We start from the raw sequence: 17,181 nt of genomic DNA, 5'->3' as shown, positions 1-17,181 counted from the left end.
GCTCAGGACTCCTGCTGGGTGGGACCGGGGGTGGACGGGGCGGCGTCGGCGCCCGGCTCGGAGGCGTGCCGCTCGAGCAGGTCGACGAAGCGGTCGAAGAGGTACTCCGCGTCGTGCGGGCCGGCGGCCGCCTCGGGGTGGTACTGCACGCTGAAGGCGGGCACGTCCACGCAGGCCAGGCCCTCCACGACGTCGTCGTTCAGGGCCACGTGGTCGCAACGCACCCGCCCGTAGGGCGTGTCGACCTGCTCGTCGGTCGGCACCCCCTCCGGCCAGGCGATGGCGAAGCCGTGGTTGTGGCTGGTCACCTCGACCTTGCCGGTGGTGCGGTCCAGCACGGGCTGGTTGATGCCGCGGTGCCCGAAGGCCAGCTTGTAGGTCCCGAGGCCCAGGGCCCGCCCCAGCAGCTGGTTGCCGAAGCAGATGCCGAAGAACGGTATGCCCCGGTCCAGCACGCCGCGCAGCAGCTCCACCTCGTGCTCGGCGGTGGCCGGGTCGCCCGGTCCGTTGGAGAAGAAGACGCCGTCCGGCTCCAGCACGAGCAGTTCCTCGACGGTGGTGCGGCTGGGCAGCACGTGCACCTCGATCCCGCGGCGCGCCATCAGGGCGGGCGTCATCCCCTTGATCCCCAGGTCGAGGGCCGCGACCCGGAACCTGGTCGGCGTCCCCTCGGGCGGGGACACGACATACGCCTCCTCGGTCGAGACCTCGGCGGCCAGCGCGGAGCCCGCCATCCGCGGGGTCTGCGTGACGGTGCGCAGCAGCTCTGCGGGCGCGGCCTGCGCGGACTCCCCGGAGAAGATGCCGACCCGCATCGCCCCGCGGTCGCGGAGATGACGGGTGATGGCCCGGGTGTCGACACCGCTGATGCCGACCACCCCGGCGTCGGTCAGCGCGTCCTCGAGGTCACCCTGGGAGCGCCAGTTGGACGGACGGATGGCCGGGTCGCGGACGACATACCCGGCCACCCAGATGCGCTGGCTCTCCATGTCCGTGGTGTTGACGCCGGTGTTGCCGATGTGCGGAGCGGTCATGACCACGACCTGGCGGTGGTAGGACGGGTCGGTCAGGGTCTCCTGGTATCCGGTCATCCCGGTGCAGAAGACCGCCTCGCCGACGGTGCGGCCGCGGGCGCCGTAGGCCTCGCCGTGGAAGGTCCGGCCGTCCTCGAGGACGAGCAGCGCGGGCTCGGTCGTCATCGTCACTGGTCGCTCTCCTCGGTGGTGTTTCCCCACACCAGACCTTTCCTCGCGGTCACCCGGCCTCGCAGCATCGTCAGGTGGACGGCGCCGGTGAGCGTCCGCCCGTGCCAGGGGTTGTTGCGGGAGAGCGAGCGCGAGAGCGTCCGGTCCACCGTGTGGGTGCGGGTGGGGTCGACGAGCGTGAGGTGGGCCGAAGCACCGGCGACCACGCCCTGGCCCTGGTCGGTCAGCCGGGCGATGTGCGCGGGGGTCGTCGACATGGTGCGCGCCACGTCGGACCAGGTCATCAGGCCTTCCGCGACCATCACCGTGGACACCACCGGCAGCGCGGTCTCCAGCCCGAGCATCCCGAAGGCGGCGTCCGCGAAGGCGTGCTCCTTGTCCTGGCGGACGTGCGGGGCGTGGTCGGTCGCCACGGCGTCGATGGTGCCGTCGGCGAGCGCCTGGCGCAGCACCAGGGCGTCCTCGCTCGGCCGCAGCGGCGGGTTGACCTTGAAGGTCGGGTCGTAGCCGACCAGCTCGTCCTCGGTCAGCATGAGGTGGTGCGGCGTCACCTCCGCGGTGACGGCGATCCCCTGCGCCTTGGCCCAGCGCACGACCTCGACGCTGCCGGCCGTGGAGACGTGCGCGACGTGCACCCGTGAGCCAGTGTGCCTGGCCAGCATGACGTCGCGGGCGACGATCGTCTCCTCGGCGACGCCGGGCCAGCCGGGCAGCCCGAGCCGCCCGGACAGCTCGCCCTCGTGGCAGCACGCCGTGCCGTCGGCCAGCCGGGGGTCCTGCGCGTGCTGCGACACCACCCCGTCGAACGCCTTGACGTACTCCAGGGCACGGCGCATCAGCCGCGCGTCGTGCACGCACCTCCCGTCGTCGGAGAAGACGCGTACCCGTGCGCGGGACCGCGCCATCAGCCCCAGCTCGGCCAGCTCCTCCCCGGCCAGCGCCTTGGTGACCGCGCCGACCGGGTGCACGTCGACATACCCCGCGCGACGGCCCAGGTCGAGGACCGTCTCGGCGACCTCGGCCGAGTCGGTGACCGGGGTGGTGTTGGCCATCGCCAGCACCGCGGTGAAGCCGCCGACGGCGGCAGCCTGCGAGCCTGACTCGACCGTCTCGGCGTCCTCCCGCCCGGGCTCGCGCAGGTGGGTGTGCAGGTCGACCAGGCCGGGCAGCAGTACCAGCCCGTCGGCGTCGAGGCGCTGGGTGTCCTGGGGTGCCTCGGCGGCGGCGTCGGCGCCCACGGCGCGGATCGTGCCGTCGACGACGAGGACGTCACCGGCTCCCTCCCCCTCGATGTCGGCTCCCGTGATGAGCAGGGGTGGTGTGGTGCTCACTGCGCGTCTCCTTCCCCGGCGAGGAGGTGGTAGAGGATCGACATGCGGACCGCGACACCGGCGCTGACCTGGTCCAGCACCAGGGAGCGGGCGGCGTCCGCGGCGTCCGCGGAGATCTCCAGCCCGCGGTTCATCGGACCGGGGTGGCAGATCACCGCGTGATCCTGGAGCAGACCCAGGCGACGCGGGGTGAGGCCGTAGGTGACGGCATACTCCTTGGCGGTCGGGAAGTAGCCGCCGCTCATGCGCTCCCGCTGCACCCGGAGCATCATCACCGCGTCGACCTGTGGGAGGACCTCGTCGAGGTCGTAGGAGACGTCGAACCCGTCGGCCGCCGCCCAGGCGTGGACGCCGCTGGGCATCAGGGTGGGCGGCGCGACCAGGGTGACGTGGGCACCGAGGGCGCGCAGGCAGAGCAGGTTGGAGCGCAGCACCCGCGAGTGGGTGAGGTCACCGACGATGGCGACGTGCCGACCCTCGAGCTCGCCGAGGGAGCGGCGCAGGGTGTAGGCGTCCAGCAGCGCCTGGCTGGGGTGCTCGTGGGTGCCGTCGCCCGCATTGACGATGGAGCAGTCCACCCAGTCGGCGATCTGCGCAGGTGCCCCGCTGGCCGGGTGGCGGATGATCATCATGTCGACGCCCATCGCGTCGATGGTGAGCACCGTGTCCCGCAGCGACTCCCCCTTGGACACCGAGGTGCCCTTGCCGGTGAGGTTGATGGTGTCGGCGCTCATCCACTTGCCGGCGATCTCGAAGGACGCCCGCGTGCGCGTCGAGTCCTCGAAGAAGAAGTTGATGACGGTGCGGCCGCGCAGCGTCGGGAGCTTCTTGACCTGCCGGTCCTGCACCTCGTGCATCGAGACCGCGGTGTCCAGGATGGACGTGATCTCCTCCGGCGCCAGGTCGGCGATCGACAGCAGGTGCTTCACGCGATCCACACCCCCTCGACGTCGTCGCAGTCCTGCAGGCGGACCATCACCCGCTCCGAGCGGGAGGTCGGGAGGTTCTTGCCGACGTAGTCGGCGCGGATCGGCAGCTCCCGGTGACCGCGGTCCACCAGCACCGCGAGCCGGACCGCGCTGGGGCGCCCCAGGTCGGCGAGGCTGTCCAGGGCGGCGCGCACCGTCCGGCCGGAGTAGAGGACGTCGTCGACGAGGACCACGACCTTGCCGTCCACGCCGCCGCTGGGCACGCTCATCGGCTCCGGAGCGCGGGTCGGCTGGGTGCGCAGGTCGTCACGGTACATCGTGATGTCCAGCGAACCGGTGGGCACCTGTGCTCCCTCGACGCCGGCGATGGCGGCGGCGAGGCGGTGCGCGAGCGGGACACCGCGGGTCGGGATCCCCAGCAGCACCAGGTCCTGCGGGCCCTTGTTGCCCTCGAGGATCTCGTGCGCGATCCGCGTGAGCGCGCGCTGGATGTCGTCGTCGGTGAGAACCTCACGTCCTCCGAGATCCACGGGCTGCTGCGGTGGCGCCGCATCTCGGTCACGGGCAGGGCTCATCAGGCCCACTCTCCTTCCCCGCCTCACAGGACGGTGGTTAAAGGACGTGTCGGTGCGCACCACCCTACAACGCCCCCACCCCCACCCCCGCACCCCCACACCGACCGACCGCACGGTTTGCGCGCACCGACCGCACGGTTTGTCTCGACCGGCCGCACGGTATGCCGGCACGTCGGACCGGCATACCACGCGCAGAGAGGAGTTATCCACAGATGTCCGCGGACCGTCCCGCGCGCCGGCATACCTGGTCAGGATCATGGACATGGACCTGACGCCCCTCCCCGACGTGTTCCGACTTCGTGAGGCGCTCGCCTCCGGGGCGACCCGGGCCGATGTCGCACGTGCGATCGACGACCACGAGATCTCCTGGGTCCGCCACGGCTGGTACGCGAAGTCGGCGCCCACGCCTCCGCTCTCGGAGAAGTGGGAGGAGCATCGTGTCTCCCACCTCGCACAACTGGACCTCGAGCTCCGGCGGCGACCTGGTCATGCCGCCAGCCACACGAGTGCCGCGCTCGTCCACCAGCTCGAAGTCAGCATCAGTCCTCAGGCCAACGTCGACCTCAGCGCGGTGCAGCGCGCCCCGGTCTCCCGACGCGAGCCCGACCTCAGCGTGCATTGCGCCAAGATCGAGACCCCGGTCGAGGTCATCGACGGCCGCCTGACCACGACGTTGACCCGCACCGTTGCCGACTTCCTGCGTGTCCGCAGCCTGCCGCACGGCCTCGCACTGCTCGACGCCGCGCTCCGCGATGGGCAGGTGACCCTGGAAGCGGTCCGACGAGAGCTGGACACCCAGCGGCGTTGGCGAGGGCGACCTCGCGCACTGGGCGTCCTCACGCTGGCCGACCCGCTCCGTGAGTCTTGGGCCGAGTCGTACACCTTCGGGCGACTGCACCTTCTTGGCATACCCATGCCGCTGCACCAGGTGGACATCCTCGACGAGCACCTGCGGTGGCTGGCACGGGTCGACGGCCTGTGGCCCGAAGCCGGCGTCGCGGGCGAGTGCGACGGCCATGCCAAGTACTTCCTGCGTGAACCCGGCGACGAGCGTCCCGTCGAGGAGGTGGTGCGACACCGGCTTGAGGAAGAGCGTCGGCGACAGGAACCCGTCGAGCACCTGGGGCTGCCGTTCGTCCGCTGGACGCCGGACGAGGTCCGTGAACAACCCGAGGCCGTGCACGGTCGCGTGCGACATGCCTTCGCGGCCTCGCACCCTGAACAGTTCCGTGGGTACGTCGTCTACCAGGGAGAGGCGCGCCGGCTCCCCTTCTCCGTCGAGACCCCGTCGGTGGACGCCGAGGATCTCCGCTACCGCCGCACCCGACGACGGCGTCGCTGAACCACGGTGCGGTCCACGCAAAGTGTGCGGCCGGTCCACCCAAACCGTGCGGCCGGTCCACCCGAACCGTGCGGCCGGTCCACCCAAACCGTGCGGCCGGTCGACGCAAACCGTGCGGCCGGTCGACGCACACCGTGCGGCCGGTCAGATGAGGGTGTGCTTGAGCTCGGAGATCCGGGCGAGCAGGCCGTTGACGAAGCCGGGAGAGTCGTCGGTGCTCATCCGCTGCACCAGCTCGACCGCCTCGGAGACGGCCACCATGTCCGGCACCTCGTCGTTCCAGAGGATCTCCCAGGTGCCGACCCGCAGCGCCGCGCGGTCCACCGCGGCCATCCGCTCCAGGCTCCACCCCTGCGACCAGGTGGTGAGGATCTCCTCGATCTGCGACCAGTGCTGCAGCACGCCGCGCACGATCTCCACCGTGTAGTCGGGCAGTGCGTGCTGCGTGGTCGGCGTCTCGATCCGCTGCTCCAGCAGCTCACCGACGTTGACCCCACGCTGCTCGGCCTCGAACAGCAGCTCCAGAGCCCGCTTGCGGGCCCGGGTGCGTGCCGCCACGGCTCAGTTCACGCGGCCCAGGTAGGAACCGTCGCGGGTGTCCACCTTGACCTTGGTGCCGGTCTCGAGGAAGAGCGGGACCTGGATCTCGGCGCCGGTCTCGAGGGTCGCCGGCTTGGTGCCGCCGGTGGAGCGGTCGCCCTGCAGGCCCGGGTCGGTATGCGTGATCTCCAGCACCACGGACGGCGGCAGCTCGACGTAGAGCACCCGGCCCTCGTGCTGGGCGATCATGGCCCGGTTGTTCTCGAGCAGGTAGCTCGCGGCCTCGCCCATCGCCTCGGGGCTCACCGGCACCTGCTCGTAGGTCTTCTCGTCCATGAAGATGAAGTCGGTGCCGTCGTTGTAGAGGTACTGGTAGTCCGACCGGTCCACCGTCGCGGTCTCCACCTTGGTGCCGGCGTTGAACGTCTTGTCCACGATCTTGTTGGTCAGGACGTTCTTCAGCTTGGTCCGGACGAAGGCAGGGCCCTTGCCGGGCTTGACGTGCTGGAACTCCAGCACCTGCCACAGCCCGTTGTCCATGTCCAGGACCATGCCGTTCTTCAGGTCGTTCGTGCTTGCCACGTCGTGTGTCTTCCTTCGGTATGCCGTCGGCGCGTTCAGGTGGTCAACCTCACCGAGTCTACCCGCGCGCCGGCCCCGGCCCGTCGGCGTGACCTGCGTCACGTCGATGCGGCACAGTGAGGCCATGACTTCGTGGACCCGTCTCGCGGCCGCCCTCCCCGCCGCCGGTCTGGCGGCCCTGGCCGCGCACGACCTGCTGCAGAAGAAGCATGCGATCCTGCGCAACTTCCCGGTCATCGGGCACGCGCGGTACGCCGTGGAGAAGATCGGGCCCGAGCTGCGCCAGTACATCGTGGCCGGGGACAACGAGGAGCGGCCGTTCAGCCGGGACCAGCGACGCTGGGTCTACGCCAGCAGCAAGCAGCAGAACCCCTACTTCGGCTTCGGCACCGACAACGACGTCGAGCACGACGAGGGCTACGCCATCCTCAAGCACGCCACCTTCGCCGAGGTCGCCCCGGCCGTCCTCCCGCACGCCGGGGAGTCCACCGACCTTCCGTGCGCCAAGGTGCTGGGCCACGCCAGGGGACGCGCGCACGCCTTCCGTCCGCGGTCGGCGATCAACGTCTCCGCCATGAGCTACGGCTCGCTCTCCGGTCCCGCGGTCGAGGCGCTGAACCGCGGCTGCCGGGAGGCCGGCGCGCTGCACAACACCGGGGAGGGCGGGATCAGCGTCCACCACCAGCACGGGGCGGACCTGATCTTCCAGATCGGCACGGCCTACTTCGGGTGCCGCGACGAGCGCGGGCGGTTCGACCTGGCCCGGCTCAAGGACCTGGTCGCGGCCAACCCGGTCCGGGCGTTGGAGGTCAAGCTGTCGCAGGGCGCCAAGCCGGGGCTCGGCGGGCTGCTGCCCAAGGACAAGATCACCGACGAGATCGCGGCCATCCGCGGGATCGCGCAGGACCGGGACTGCCACTCCCCCAGCCGGCACGCGGAGTTCTCCGACATCGACAGCATGCTCGACTTCGTGGAGCTGCTCGCGACCGAGACGGGGCTCCCGGTCGGGATCAAGTCGGCCGTGGGTGACCAGCGCCTGTGGAGCGAGCTGGCCGAGGCGATGGTCACCGACGACCGCGGTGTGGACTTCATCACGGTCGACGGCGGCGAGGGCGGCACCGGCGCCGCTCCGCTGCCGTTCGCCGACTCGGTCGCGCTGCCGTTCCGGGTCGGCTTCCCCCGTGTGTATGCCGAGTTCGCCCGCCGCGGCATCGCGGGCGACGTCGTCTTCGTCGGCGGCGGCAAGCTGGGGCTGCCGACCAACGCGGCCGTCGCCTTCGCGCTCGGGGTCGACCTGTGCCACGTCGCGCGGGAGGCGATGCTGTCGATCGGGTGCATCCAGGCGCAGCGGTGCCACGACGACCACTGCCCCACCGGCGTCGCCACGCAGAACCCCTGGCTCACCCGCGGGTTGGACCCTGACCTGAAGTCGGTCCGCGCCGCCAACTACCTGAGGTCCTGGCGCCGGGAGATGCTCAAGCTGGCGGAGGCCTGCGGGGTCGTCCACCCGGCCCTGATCCGGGGCGACAGCGTGGAGATCCTGCTCGGCCAGCGGCAGGCGACGCCGCTGTGGCAGCAGGTGGGCTACGACTCGCCCGAGTGGGGGCTGCCCTCACGGGAGCAGGACCGCGAGCTGCACCGGCTGATGCTGGCCGCCCCGCACGGCGGCTCGGCGGAGCCCTCGGCCACGGCCTCCCACTGACGGTCAGCTGACCGCCGCGTAGGCCTCCTGCAGCTGCTCCTCGGTCGGCCCCTCCAGCCGTGCGGGGCGGCCCAGCCCCTCGAGCACGACGAAGCGCAGCGTCGAGCCGCGCGACTTCTTGTCCCGCCCCATGACGGCGCGCAGCTCCTCCCACCGCCCCGGCAGGTATGCCGTAGGGAGGCCCACCGAGGTGAGCACGCGACGGTGCCGCTCGGCGAGGTCGGTGTCGATCCGGCCGGCTCGGCGGGCGAGCTCGGCGACGTAGGTCATGCCGACCGCGACGGCGTCGCCGTGCCGCCAGGTGTAGTGCTCGACCTGCTCGATCGCGTGGGCGAAGGTGTGCCCGTAGTTGAGGATCTCCCGCAGCGACGACTCGGTGAGGTCCGCGGCCACGACGTCGGCCTTGACCTGCACCGCCCGCGCGATCAGGTCGAGCGCCAGCGCCGGGTGCCCGGTCGGGTCGGTGGCGGCCGCCGGGTCCGCCTCGACCAGGTCGAGGATGGTGGGGTCGGCGATGAACCCGCACTTGATGACCTCGGCGAGCCCGGAGGCGTAGTCCGCGCGCGGTTGGGTGCCCAGCCAGGCGGGGTCGCAGAGCACCTCGACCGGCGGGTGGAAGGCGCCGACGAGGTTCTTGCCCTCCGCCGTGTTGATCCCGGTCTTGCCGCCGACGGCCGCATCGACGACGGCGAGCAGCGAGGTGGGCAGCTGGACCACGTCGACCCCGCGGAGCCAGCTGGCGGCGACGAAGCCCGCGAGGTCGGTGGTGGCCCCTCCTCCGATCCCCACGACCAGGTCGGAGCGGGTGAACCCCTCCTGGCCCAGCCGGCGCCAGAGGTCGGCGAGGACACCGACGTCCTTGGCGGCCTCGGCGTCCGGGACGGCGGCCAGCACCGGCGTGGCACCGGCGGCGCGCAGCGTCGCGGCGGCCTCCTCGGCCAGCGGCTCCCGCCCGCTCTGGTGGACCAGCAGCACCTTGCGCCCCGGGACGGCGCCGGCGTGCTCCCCCAGCCGGGTGAGCGCGTCGGCCCCGATCCGCACGGCATACGGCTGGGAGCCGCCCACCGCGATGGTCCGGTGGGTGCTCACAACCACGCCATCACCTCGTCCGCGACCTGGTCCGCGGTCAGCCCCGCGGTGTCCACCCGCAGCCCGCTGACCGCCTCGTAGGTCGGCCGTCGAGCGTTCATCAGCCGGGTCCAGGACGCGCGGGGGTTGACCAGCAGCAGCGGCCGCGAGGCGTCGAACCCGACCCGGGCCGAGGCGTCGGCGATGCTGACGTCGAGGAAGACCACGGGGTGCTCCCCGGCCTGGAGCGCCTGCGCCACCTCGGTCTGCATGACCGCGCCGCCACCCAGCGCCAGGACCCCGTCCTCCTCCTGCAGCGCGCGGAGCACCTCGGCCCGCTCCATCGCCCGGAAGGCGGGCTCCCCGTCGTCGACGAAGATGTCGCTGATCGACCTGCCCTGCGCGGCCTCCAGCGCGGCGTCGGTGTCGTGCAGCCGCACCGAGAGGCGGTCCGCGAGCACCGCGCCGACGGTGGACTTGCCGGCTCCGGGCGGCCCGACCAGGACCACGACCGGCCCGGTCATCGCGCCGGCTCCGTCGCCGGGGTCCGCTGGTGCTCGCTGACGGCGGCGAGGTATGCCGCGTGGTTGCGGGCCACCTCGGGCACGGAGTCGCCCCCGAACTTCTCCAGGACCGCGTCCGCCAGCACCAGGGCGACCATCGCCTCCGCCACCACTCCGGCGGCGGGCACCGCGCAGACGTCGGAGCGCTGGTGGATGGCGGTGCCCGGCTCCCCCGTGGCCGTGTCGACGGTGCGCAACGCGCGGGGCACGGTGGAGATCGGCTTCATCGCGGCGCGCACCCGCAGCACCTCGCCGGTGCTCATCCCGCCCTCGGTGCCGCCGCTGCGCAGCGTGGCACGGCGGATGAGCCCGGCCTCGTCCCGGTCGATCTCGTCGTGCGCCTGGCTGCCCCGGCGCGCGGCGGTGCGGAAGCCTTCGCCGACCTCGACCCCCTTGATCGCCTGGATGCCCATGAGGGCACCCGCCAGCCGGGCGTCCAGGCGGCGGTCCCAGTGCACGTGCGATCCCAGGCCCGGAGGGAGTCCGTAGGCGAGCACCTCGACCACCCCGCCCAGGGTGTCGCCGTCCTTCTTGGCCGCATCGACCTCGGCCACCATCGCCGCGGACAGGTCGGGGTCGAGGGTGCGGACCGGGTCCGCGTCGACCCGGTCGACGTCCTCGGCGCGCGGCAGGTGCGTCTCGTCCGGCGCGTCGGCGTCCGCACCGGGGAGCCCGGCCCGTCCGATGCTCACGGTGTGCGAGACCAGCCGGACCCCGACCGCCTGCTGCAGGAAGGCCGCGGCCACGGCACCGAGCGCGACCCTCGCCGCCGTCTCCCGGGCCGAGGCCCGCTCGAGCACCGGGCGGGCCTCGTCGAAGCCGTACTTCGTCATCCCGACCAGGTCCGCGTGGCCGGGGCGGGGCCGGGTCAGGGGCCGGTTGCGCGCGAGCTCCTGCGGCGCGCCCACGTCGTCGGACCCCTGCAGCGCCTCCCCCGCGACCGGCTCGGGTCCCATCACCGCCTCCCACTTGTGCCACTCGCTGTTCTCGATCTGCAGGGCCAGCGGGGAGCCGAGCGAGACACCGTGCCGCAGACCTCCGAGGAAGTGCAGCCGGTCCGCCTCGAAGCTCATCCGCGCCCCTCGGCCGTAGCCGAGCCGTCGCCGCGCCAGGGCGGCCTCCACCGCCGATCGTTCCACCCGCACCCCGGCGGGCAGGCCCTCCATCACGGCGGTGAGGGCAGGTCCGTGCGACTCACCAGCGGTCAACCAACGCAGCATGGCCGCCATCCTCCCACGCAGGTCCGGCCGTCCCGCGGCCGCACGGCGGCGTGGGTTCAGGACAGGCCGGTCAGCATCCCGGGCCCGACCAGCAGACCCAGGAGGGCGCCCAGCATCATCGCCGGCCCGTAGGCGAAGTGCCCCTTCCAGCGGACCTTCCGACCCACCAGCAGCCCCAGCGCGAAGAGTCCTCCGACGAGGAAGCCGGCGTAGATGCCCAGGATCGCCTCCGGCCACCCGAACCAGCCCAGCCCGGCTCCCAGGACGACGGCGAGCTTGACGTCACCGAGCCCCAGGGCCAGCGACCCGCGGGCCAGCGAGAGCAGCGCGATGAGGAGATAGAACCCGCCCGCGCTCACCCCGGCGAGCAGGGCCCGCAGCAGGGGCTCGGCGCCGCCACCGACCAGGGCGGCGACGGGCAGACCCAGGCCCAGCAGGCCCATCGTCGGCCACATGATCCGGTCCGGGAGACGGTGCACGTCGAGGTCCATGGCGGCCAGGCAGACGCACGCGAGGGTGACTGGCAGCAGGGTGATGCTGAGCACCAGGGCCACCGGCCAGCCGGGCACCGCCGGGTCCGGCACCTGCCAGACGCGGTGCAGCACGGCAGCGCAGGACAGGCCCAGGGCCACCGGCACCCACCAGCGCCGTCCGGGCGAGGGTTCGTCGACCTCGTCCGGTTTGCGGTAGGTCGTCTGCTCCAGCCACCGCGCGACGGGGATGCCCAGCGCCGCGACGACGACCGCGACGACCGAGGGCAGCACCAGCTCGGTCACTCAGGCTCCCTCGGTGGCCAGGTGGGCCGACAGGGCGTCGTCCATGGCCGCGACCGGCGCGGGTCGGCCGGTCATCAGCTCGACCTGGTGGGCGGCCTGGTGCAGCAGCATGCGTGTTCCCCTCACGACCGCGACCCTACCCGCCAGCTCCGACCCGACCGAGGCGCTGAAGGCGCTGGGCCACGGGAGGTAGCAGGTGTCGACGAGGACCGGCAGGTCTGCCCCCGCGGCGGGAGGCCGCAGGGACGGCGACGGGACGTCGCCGGGCAGGGTGCTCACGACGACCTCGCCGTCTCCGAGCGGTATGCCGTCGGCGAGCAGCCGGATCCGCGTGTCGAGCCGCAGCCGCTCCAGCAGGTCCCGGGTCGGGCGCCGGACGTCGTCGCGCACGCAGACGGTGACCTGCGCGGCACCCATCGAGTGCAGGGCCAGGATCGCCGACCTCGCGGTCGCGCCCCCACCGAGCACGACAGCACGCTCGGCCCGGTCGAGCCCGGTCTCCCGGATGGCCGCGGCGAGACCGGGCACGTCGGTGTTCTCCGCGTGCCATCCCGCCTGCCGCCGGACGAGGGTGTTGGCGGCGCCGGCGGACCGCGCCTCCTCCGTCGCGGTGGCGGCGAGCGCGAGCGCCTCCTCCTTGCCCGGCATGGTCACCGAGAGGCCGGCCCACTCGGGCCCCAGCCGGCCCACGTGCCCGGCCAGGGCACCACGGGCCACGTCGACGCGGTCGTAGGTCCAGTCGGTCAGGCCGAGCGACGCGTAGGCGGCGCGGTGCAGCACCGGGGACAGCGAGTGGCCGACGGGTGAGCCGACGACCGCGGCCCGGGTCAGCACTGGTCCGGGTTGTCCTCGCACCACTGGAGGAACTCGTCCTGGTTGACGAGGTGCTCCTCGTAGGTCTCGGCGAACTTGGTCTCGCCGGTGGAGGGGTTGACCGTGACGAAGTAGACCCAGTCGCCCTGCTCGGGCTCGTAGGCCGCCCGCAGGGCGTCCTCGCCGGGCGAGTTGATCGGGCCCGGGGGCAGCCCCGGATGCACGTAGGTGTTGTAGGGGCTGTCGTCCGAGCGCTGCTCCTCGGTGGTCCCGGCGCGACCGCGCTCCTGGAAGATGAAGTGCACCGTGGAGTCCATCTGCAGGAAGCCGTCGGTCTCCGAGTTGCCCTCGATGCGGTTCTCCATCACCCGGGCGATCTTGGGCAGGTCCTCGGCGAACTGGCCCTCTCCCTGCACGATGCTGCCCTTGATGACCACCTCGCGCAGGTCCTCGTCCGGGATGCCGATGTCGGCGTAGACCTGCTGGCCCTGGTCGATCATGGTCTGCAGCTGCTGCTCCGGCGTGCTCTCCGGGCCGAACTCGTAGGTGCTGGGGAAGAGGAAGCCCTCGAGCTCCCCCTGCGCCGCCTCCGGAAGGTCCAGGGAGGCCGGGTCCACCGCCTCGTAGTCCGCCACCTCGTGGTCGGTGCCCTCGGCCAGGACCTCGAAGGTCTCGGCCACCCAGAGCCCCTCGCGGACCGTCACCCCGCTGAACTCGCGGAACTGCGAGTCGAGCAGCCGGGAGAGGGCCGCCTCGGAGCTCATCTGGTTGGCCATCCGGTAGGTGCCGGGCTGGATCGCGGCCGCGTCGGGGTTCGCCTGCAGCGCGGTGGTGAAGGCGGCGACGGAGCCGACGACGTCCTCCTCGGCCAGGATCTCGGCGATCTGCGCCCCGGCTGCACCGTCCGGGATCTCGACCATCACCTCGCCGCTGCCCTCCCCTGCGTAGTCCGTGGTGTCCACCTGCTCACCACCGGAGAGGTCGGGAAGCATGGACCGGACGGACCCGAAGGCGAAGACGGACGCGACGACGACGACGACCGCCGCCACGGCGAGCGCCAGGCCCCTGAGCACCGGGCTGCCCTGACGTCGCCGACGCGGGCGGAAGGTCTCCTCCTCCAGCTCGTCGGTGGCCATGACGTGGTCGGCGAGCCACTCGTCGTGGTGCCGCTCGCCGCGCAGGCCCAGCACGTCGTCGTCGAAGCGTTCGGCGGCATGCCGGTCGTGCTCGTCCCAGTCGTCCGGAGGCGGCTGGCTCATGTGGCGTCCTTCGCGTCAGGGTCGCGAGACCGTCGGGCCCGGGGTTTCCTCGCCTTGAGGGATGAGCCGACAGGGCGGCCGGCTCGGCGAGCGTCCAGAGCTGCTTGGAGGATAAGCACGGCCGCCGCCTGGTCGACGACGCCACGCTGGTCTCGGCCAGGAACGCCGCTGCTGCGCAGCGTCCGGTGGGCATCGACCGTGGTCAGCCGCTCGTCCCAGAGACGGACCGGCACCTCCAGGCACCGTTGCAGCCGCTCAGCGTACCTGCGGGCGCGGGCGGCAGCCACCCGCTCCTGCCCGTCCAGGGACCGCGGCAGGCCGACGACGACCGTCGAGGCGTCCCGGGCCCGCGCCTCCTCGGCGATGCGCTCCAGGTCGGTCTCGTGCTCGTGGTCCCGTCTCAGGGTGGCGACCGGGTGCGCCAGCAGGCCGAGCGCGTCGGAGGCGGCGAGCCCCACCCGGGTCTCACCGACGTCGATCCCCAGCAGGACACCGGCCGGCCCCTCCGGCGGTGTCCCGTGGTGACCACTCACGCTCGCAACGCGCCCTCGACGGCCTGGAGGGCGGCACCGGTGGCGGCAGCGTCCTGGCCGCCTCCCTGGGCCAGGTCGTCCTTGCCACCACCTCCGCCGCCGAGCGCCTGCGCGGCGACCTTCACCAGTGCCCCCGCCTTCGTGCCGCGGGTACGCGCGGCCTCGTTGGTGGCGACGACCACTGCGGGTCGACCGGCGGCGACACCCGTGAGCGCGACCACCGTCGGCCGCTCGTCGCCGAGCCGGGTCCGCAGGTCGGTGACCAGGCGGCGCAGGTCGTCCGCGCCGGCTCCGTCGCCGAGGTCGTGACCGAGGAAGGTGGTCCCGGACACGTCCTGCGCCCGCTCGACCAGTCCTGAGGCCGCGGACAGCACCTGGGAGGCCTTGGCCTGCGCGATCTCCTTCTCCGCGTCCTTGAGCCGCGTCATCAGCTGGGCCACCCGCTCCGAGAGCTCGTCCGGGCGGACCTTCAGCGCGTCCGTGAGCTGGTTGACGATGACGTTCTCCCGCGCCAGCTGGCTGTAGGCGTCGGCCCCGACCAGCGCCTCGACCCGGCGCACCCCGGACCCGATGGAGGACTCGCCCATGATCTTGACCAGGGAGAGCTGCGCGCTGTTGAGGACGTGCGTGCCACCGCAGAGCTCCAGGCTCCACGGGCCGCCCACCGAGACGACCCGGACCACGTCCGGGTAGCGCTCGCCGAAGAGTGCCATGGCGCCCATCTCCCGGGCCTCGGCGAAGCTCATCTCGGCGGCGCTGACCTGCAGGTCTGCCATCAGTCGCTCGTTGATGCGGGCCTCGACCGCAGCCAGCTCGTCCGGGCCCAGCCCCCGGGTGGCGCGGAAGTCGAACCGGAGGCGTCCCGGGGCGTTCTCCGAGCCGGCCTGGGTCGCGCTGTCCCCCAGCGTCTCGCGCAGCACCTTGTGCACGATGTGGGTGGCGGTGTGCGCGCGCGACACCGAGGCGCGGCGGACCACGTCGATCTCGCTCTGGGCGCCCTCCCCGACGGCGACCTCCCCCTCGACCAGGCGGCCCCGGTGCACGACCAGCCCGGGCACCGGTCGCTGCACGTCGGTCACCTCGACGATCCCGCCGCCGCCCAGACGGATCGTCCCGTGGTCGGCGAGCTGCCCGCCCGCCTCGGCGTAGAAGGGGGTGCTCCCGAGCACGAGCTCGATCTCGGACCCGCTCTCGAGCGCGCCCCCGTCGAGCCGCGCCCGCTCCACCTCGTGCCCGCCGGAGAACAGGCCGAGCACGCGGTCCTCGCCGGCCATCTGCTCGTAGCCGGTGAACTCGGTGGCGACGCCCAGCCGGTCCGCGAGACCGCGGTAGACGCCGGCGCCTCCACGGCCGGACTTCTTCGCCCGGGCGTCCGCCTTGGCCCGCTCGCGCTGCTCGGTCATGAGCGTGCGGAAGCCGTCCTCGTCGACCGACAGGCCCTGCTCCGAGGCCATCTCCAGGGTCAGGTCGATGGGAAACCCGTAGGTGTCGTGCAGCGCGAACGCCTCGGCACCGCCCAGCCGGGTGGCCCCGGAGGACTTGGCCTGCGCGACCGCGTCGTCGAGGATGCTGGTGCCGCTGGCGAGGGTGCGCCGGAAGGCCTGCTCCTCGGCGTAGGCGACCTCCGCGATCCGGTCCCACTGCTCGGCCAGCTCGGGGTAGGACGCCTTCATGACGTCTTTGCTCACCGGGAGCAGGTGCGGCAGCGAGGGCTCCTCCACCCCCAGCAGACGCATCGAGCGGACCGCCCGCCGCAGCAGCCGGCGCAGGACATACCCGCGTCCCTCGTTGCCCGGCACGACGCCGTCACCCATGAGCATGAGGCCGGAGCGGACGTGGTCGGCGACCACCCGGAAGCGGACGTCATCGTCGTGGTCGGCACCGTAGGCGCGTCCGCTGAGCTCCTCGGCACGCTCGATGACGGGGTAGACCTCGTCGATCTCGTAGAGGTTGTCCACCCCCTGGAGCAGGTAGGCGACCCGCTCCAGGCCCATCCCGGTGTCGATGTTCTTGCTCGGCAGCTCACCGACGACGTCGAAGTCGGTCTTTGAGCGGACCTCGCTCAGCTCCTCCTGCATGAAGACGAGGTTCCAGATCTCGAGGAAGCGGTCCTCGTCGACGACCGGGCCGCCGTCCGGGCCGTACTCCGGCCCGCGGTCCACGTAGATCTCGCTGCACGGGCCGCCCGGGCCCGGGACGCCGGTGTGCCAGTAGTTGTCCTCCAGCCCGCGCTCCTGGATCCGCTCGGGCGGCAGCCCGGCGACCCGGCCCCAGAGCTCGCGCGCCTCGTCGTCGCCCTTGAGCACGGTGACCCAGATGGACTCGGGGTCGAAGCCCAGGCAGCCCTCGTCCTGCGAGCCGGTGACGAACTCCCAGGCGTAGGAGATCGCACCCTCCTTGAAGTAGTCGCCGAAGGAGAAGTTGCCGTTCATCTGGAAGAACGTGCCGTGCCGGGTGGTCTTGCCGACCTCCTCGATGTCGAGGGTCCGGACGCACTTCTGCACGCTGGTCGCCCGGTCCCAGGGCGGCGTCTGCTGGCCGGTGAGGTAGGGGATGAACGGCACCATGCCCGCCACCGTGAACAGCAGCGTCGGGTCCTGGCTGACCAGGGAGGCGCTGGGCACCACCGCGTGACCCTTGCTCTCGAAGAACGACAGCCAGCGGCGGCGGATCTCGGCGGTTTCCATGGTCTCCTCACGAGGCGGATCGGGACTGATCCACTCTAGACGACCGCCGCCGGCGG

The 17,181-nt window shown here is 72.4% G+C and carries 16 protein-coding genes; 2 read left to right on the top strand and 14 right to left on the bottom strand.

Annotation, left to right across the window (positions count from 1 at the left end; genetic code table 11):
* Window positions 1–2 precede the first annotated feature (2 nt).
* The 4 genes from carA to pyrR are packed head-to-tail and all read right to left on the bottom strand — an operon-like array spanning window position 3 to window position 4,040.
* Window positions 3–1,199 (bottom strand): glutamine-hydrolyzing carbamoyl-phosphate synthase small subunit, encoded by a 1,197-nt coding sequence (gene carA / locus FXF60_RS00170; RefSeq protein WP_151523575.1) that lies wholly within the window; start codon window positions 1,197–1,199, stop codon window positions 3–5.
* 2 nt (window positions 1,200–1,201) lie between these two features.
* Window positions 1,202–2,536 carry a dihydroorotase gene (locus FXF60_RS00165; protein ID WP_151523245.1) on the bottom strand — a complete coding sequence of 445 codons (1,335 nt, stop codon included), beginning with the start codon at window positions 2,534–2,536 and terminating at the stop codon, window positions 1,202–1,204.
* Window positions 2,533–3,465 (bottom strand): aspartate carbamoyltransferase catalytic subunit, encoded by a 933-nt coding sequence (locus FXF60_RS00160; RefSeq protein WP_151523244.1) that lies wholly within the window; start codon window positions 3,463–3,465, stop codon window positions 2,533–2,535. The genes FXF60_RS00165 and FXF60_RS00160 overlap by 4 nt, the downstream gene beginning before the upstream one ends.
* Window positions 3,462–4,040, bottom strand: coding sequence for a bifunctional pyr operon transcriptional regulator/uracil phosphoribosyltransferase PyrR (gene pyrR, locus FXF60_RS00155; RefSeq protein WP_151523243.1), 579 nt, complete (start codon window positions 4,038–4,040; stop codon window positions 3,462–3,464). Before pyrR ends, FXF60_RS00160 begins: the two co-directional genes overlap by 4 nt.
* Window positions 4,041–4,302: 262 nt before the next feature.
* Between pyrR and FXF60_RS00150 the strand changes: the two genes are divergently transcribed.
* Window positions 4,303–5,382 (top strand): hypothetical protein, encoded by a 1,080-nt coding sequence (locus tag FXF60_RS00150; RefSeq protein ID WP_151523242.1) that lies wholly within the window; start codon window positions 4,303–4,305, stop codon window positions 5,380–5,382.
* A gap of 144 nt (window positions 5,383–5,526) precedes the next feature.
* On the opposite strand, the gene nusB is transcribed toward FXF60_RS00150, so the two are convergent.
* Complete coding sequence (gene nusB, locus FXF60_RS00145; RefSeq protein WP_151523241.1) at window positions 5,527–5,940, bottom strand: transcription antitermination factor NusB; 414 nt, start codon at window positions 5,938–5,940, stop codon at window positions 5,527–5,529.
* A gap of 3 nt (window positions 5,941–5,943) precedes the next feature.
* Complete coding sequence (efp, locus tag FXF60_RS00140; RefSeq protein WP_151523240.1) at window positions 5,944–6,504, bottom strand: elongation factor P; 561 nt, start codon at window positions 6,502–6,504, stop codon at window positions 5,944–5,946.
* Window positions 6,505–6,628: 124 nt separating this feature from the next.
* Here efp and FXF60_RS00135 point away from each other — a divergent pair, with 124 nt between their 5' ends.
* Window positions 6,629–8,206 carry an FMN-binding glutamate synthase family protein gene (locus FXF60_RS00135; RefSeq protein WP_151523239.1) on the top strand — a complete coding sequence of 526 codons (1,578 nt, stop codon included), beginning with the start codon at window positions 6,629–6,631 and terminating at the stop codon, window positions 8,204–8,206.
* A 3-nt stretch (window positions 8,207–8,209) separates the two neighbouring features.
* On the opposite strand, the gene aroB is transcribed toward FXF60_RS00135, so the two are convergent.
* The 8 genes from aroB to alaS are packed head-to-tail and all read right to left on the bottom strand — an operon-like array spanning window position 8,210 to window position 17,125.
* Window positions 8,210–9,295, bottom strand: a complete 1,086-nt coding sequence (aroB, locus tag FXF60_RS00130; RefSeq protein WP_151523574.1) for a 3-dehydroquinate synthase — start codon at window positions 9,293–9,295, stop codon at window positions 8,210–8,212.
* Window positions 9,292–9,798: a shikimate kinase gene (locus tag FXF60_RS00125; protein WP_151523238.1), complete on the bottom strand. Its 507-nt coding sequence runs from the start codon at window positions 9,796–9,798 to the stop codon at window positions 9,292–9,294. Before FXF60_RS00125 ends, aroB begins: the two co-directional genes overlap by 4 nt.
* Window positions 9,795–11,057: a chorismate synthase gene (gene aroC / locus FXF60_RS00120; protein ID WP_151523237.1), complete on the bottom strand. Its 1,263-nt coding sequence runs from the start codon at window positions 11,055–11,057 to the stop codon at window positions 9,795–9,797. The genes FXF60_RS00125 and aroC overlap by 4 nt, the downstream gene beginning before the upstream one ends.
* 56 nt (window positions 11,058–11,113) lie before the next feature.
* A complete protein-coding gene (locus FXF60_RS00115; RefSeq protein WP_151523236.1) occupies window positions 11,114–11,833 on the bottom strand; it encodes a prepilin peptidase in 720 nt (239 codons plus the stop codon).
* Window positions 11,834–12,667, bottom strand: a complete 834-nt coding sequence (locus FXF60_RS00110) for a shikimate dehydrogenase (protein ID WP_151523235.1) — start codon at window positions 12,665–12,667, stop codon at window positions 11,834–11,836.
* Window positions 12,661–13,905, bottom strand: coding sequence for an endolytic transglycosylase MltG (gene mltG, locus FXF60_RS00105; protein WP_151523234.1), 1,245 nt, complete (start codon window positions 13,903–13,905; stop codon window positions 12,661–12,663). Before mltG ends, FXF60_RS00110 begins: the two co-directional genes overlap by 7 nt.
* Complete coding sequence (ruvX, locus tag FXF60_RS00100; RefSeq protein WP_151523233.1) at window positions 13,902–14,438, bottom strand: Holliday junction resolvase RuvX; 537 nt, start codon at window positions 14,436–14,438, stop codon at window positions 13,902–13,904. Before ruvX ends, mltG begins: the two co-directional genes overlap by 4 nt.
* Window positions 14,435–17,125 (bottom strand): alanine--tRNA ligase, encoded by a 2,691-nt coding sequence (gene alaS, locus FXF60_RS00095; protein ID WP_151523232.1) that lies wholly within the window; start codon window positions 17,123–17,125, stop codon window positions 14,435–14,437. Before alaS ends, ruvX begins: the two co-directional genes overlap by 4 nt.
* Window positions 17,126–17,181 lie beyond the last annotated feature (56 nt).

The organism is Serinicoccus kebangsaanensis (assembly GCF_008919445.1).
GTDB lineage: Bacteria > Actinomycetota > Actinomycetes > Actinomycetales > Dermatophilaceae > Ornithinicoccus > Ornithinicoccus kebangsaanensis.
This window is presented reverse-complemented; position numbering and strand designations above follow the sequence as displayed.

Excerpts from the sequence above, each read along its gene's own strand:
- alaS (WP_151523232.1), bottom strand. The coding sequence starts at position 17,125 with ATGGAAACCGCCGAGATCCGCCGCCGCTGGCTGTCGTTCTTCGAGAGC.
- FXF60_RS00135 (WP_151523239.1), top strand. The coding sequence starts at position 6,629 with ATGACTTCGTGGACCCGTCTCGCGGCCGCCCTCCCCGCCGCCGGTCTG.
- aroC (WP_151523237.1), bottom strand. The coding sequence starts at position 11,057 with ATGCTGCGTTGGTTGACCGCTGGTGAGTCGCACGGACCTGCCCTCACC.
- FXF60_RS00125 (WP_151523238.1), bottom strand. The coding sequence starts at position 9,798 with ATGACCGGGCCGGTCGTGGTCCTGGTCGGGCCGCCCGGAGCCGGCAAG.
- mltG (WP_151523234.1), bottom strand. The coding sequence starts at position 13,905 with ATGAGCCAGCCGCCTCCGGACGACTGGGACGAGCACGACCGGCATGCC.
- pyrR (WP_151523243.1), bottom strand. The coding sequence starts at position 4,040 with ATGAGCCCTGCCCGTGACCGAGATGCGGCGCCACCGCAGCAGCCCGTG.
- carA (WP_151523575.1), bottom strand. The coding sequence starts at position 1,199 with ATGACGACCGAGCCCGCGCTGCTCGTCCTCGAGGACGGCCGGACCTTC.
- FXF60_RS00150 (WP_151523242.1), top strand. The coding sequence starts at position 4,303 with ATGGACCTGACGCCCCTCCCCGACGTGTTCCGACTTCGTGAGGCGCTC.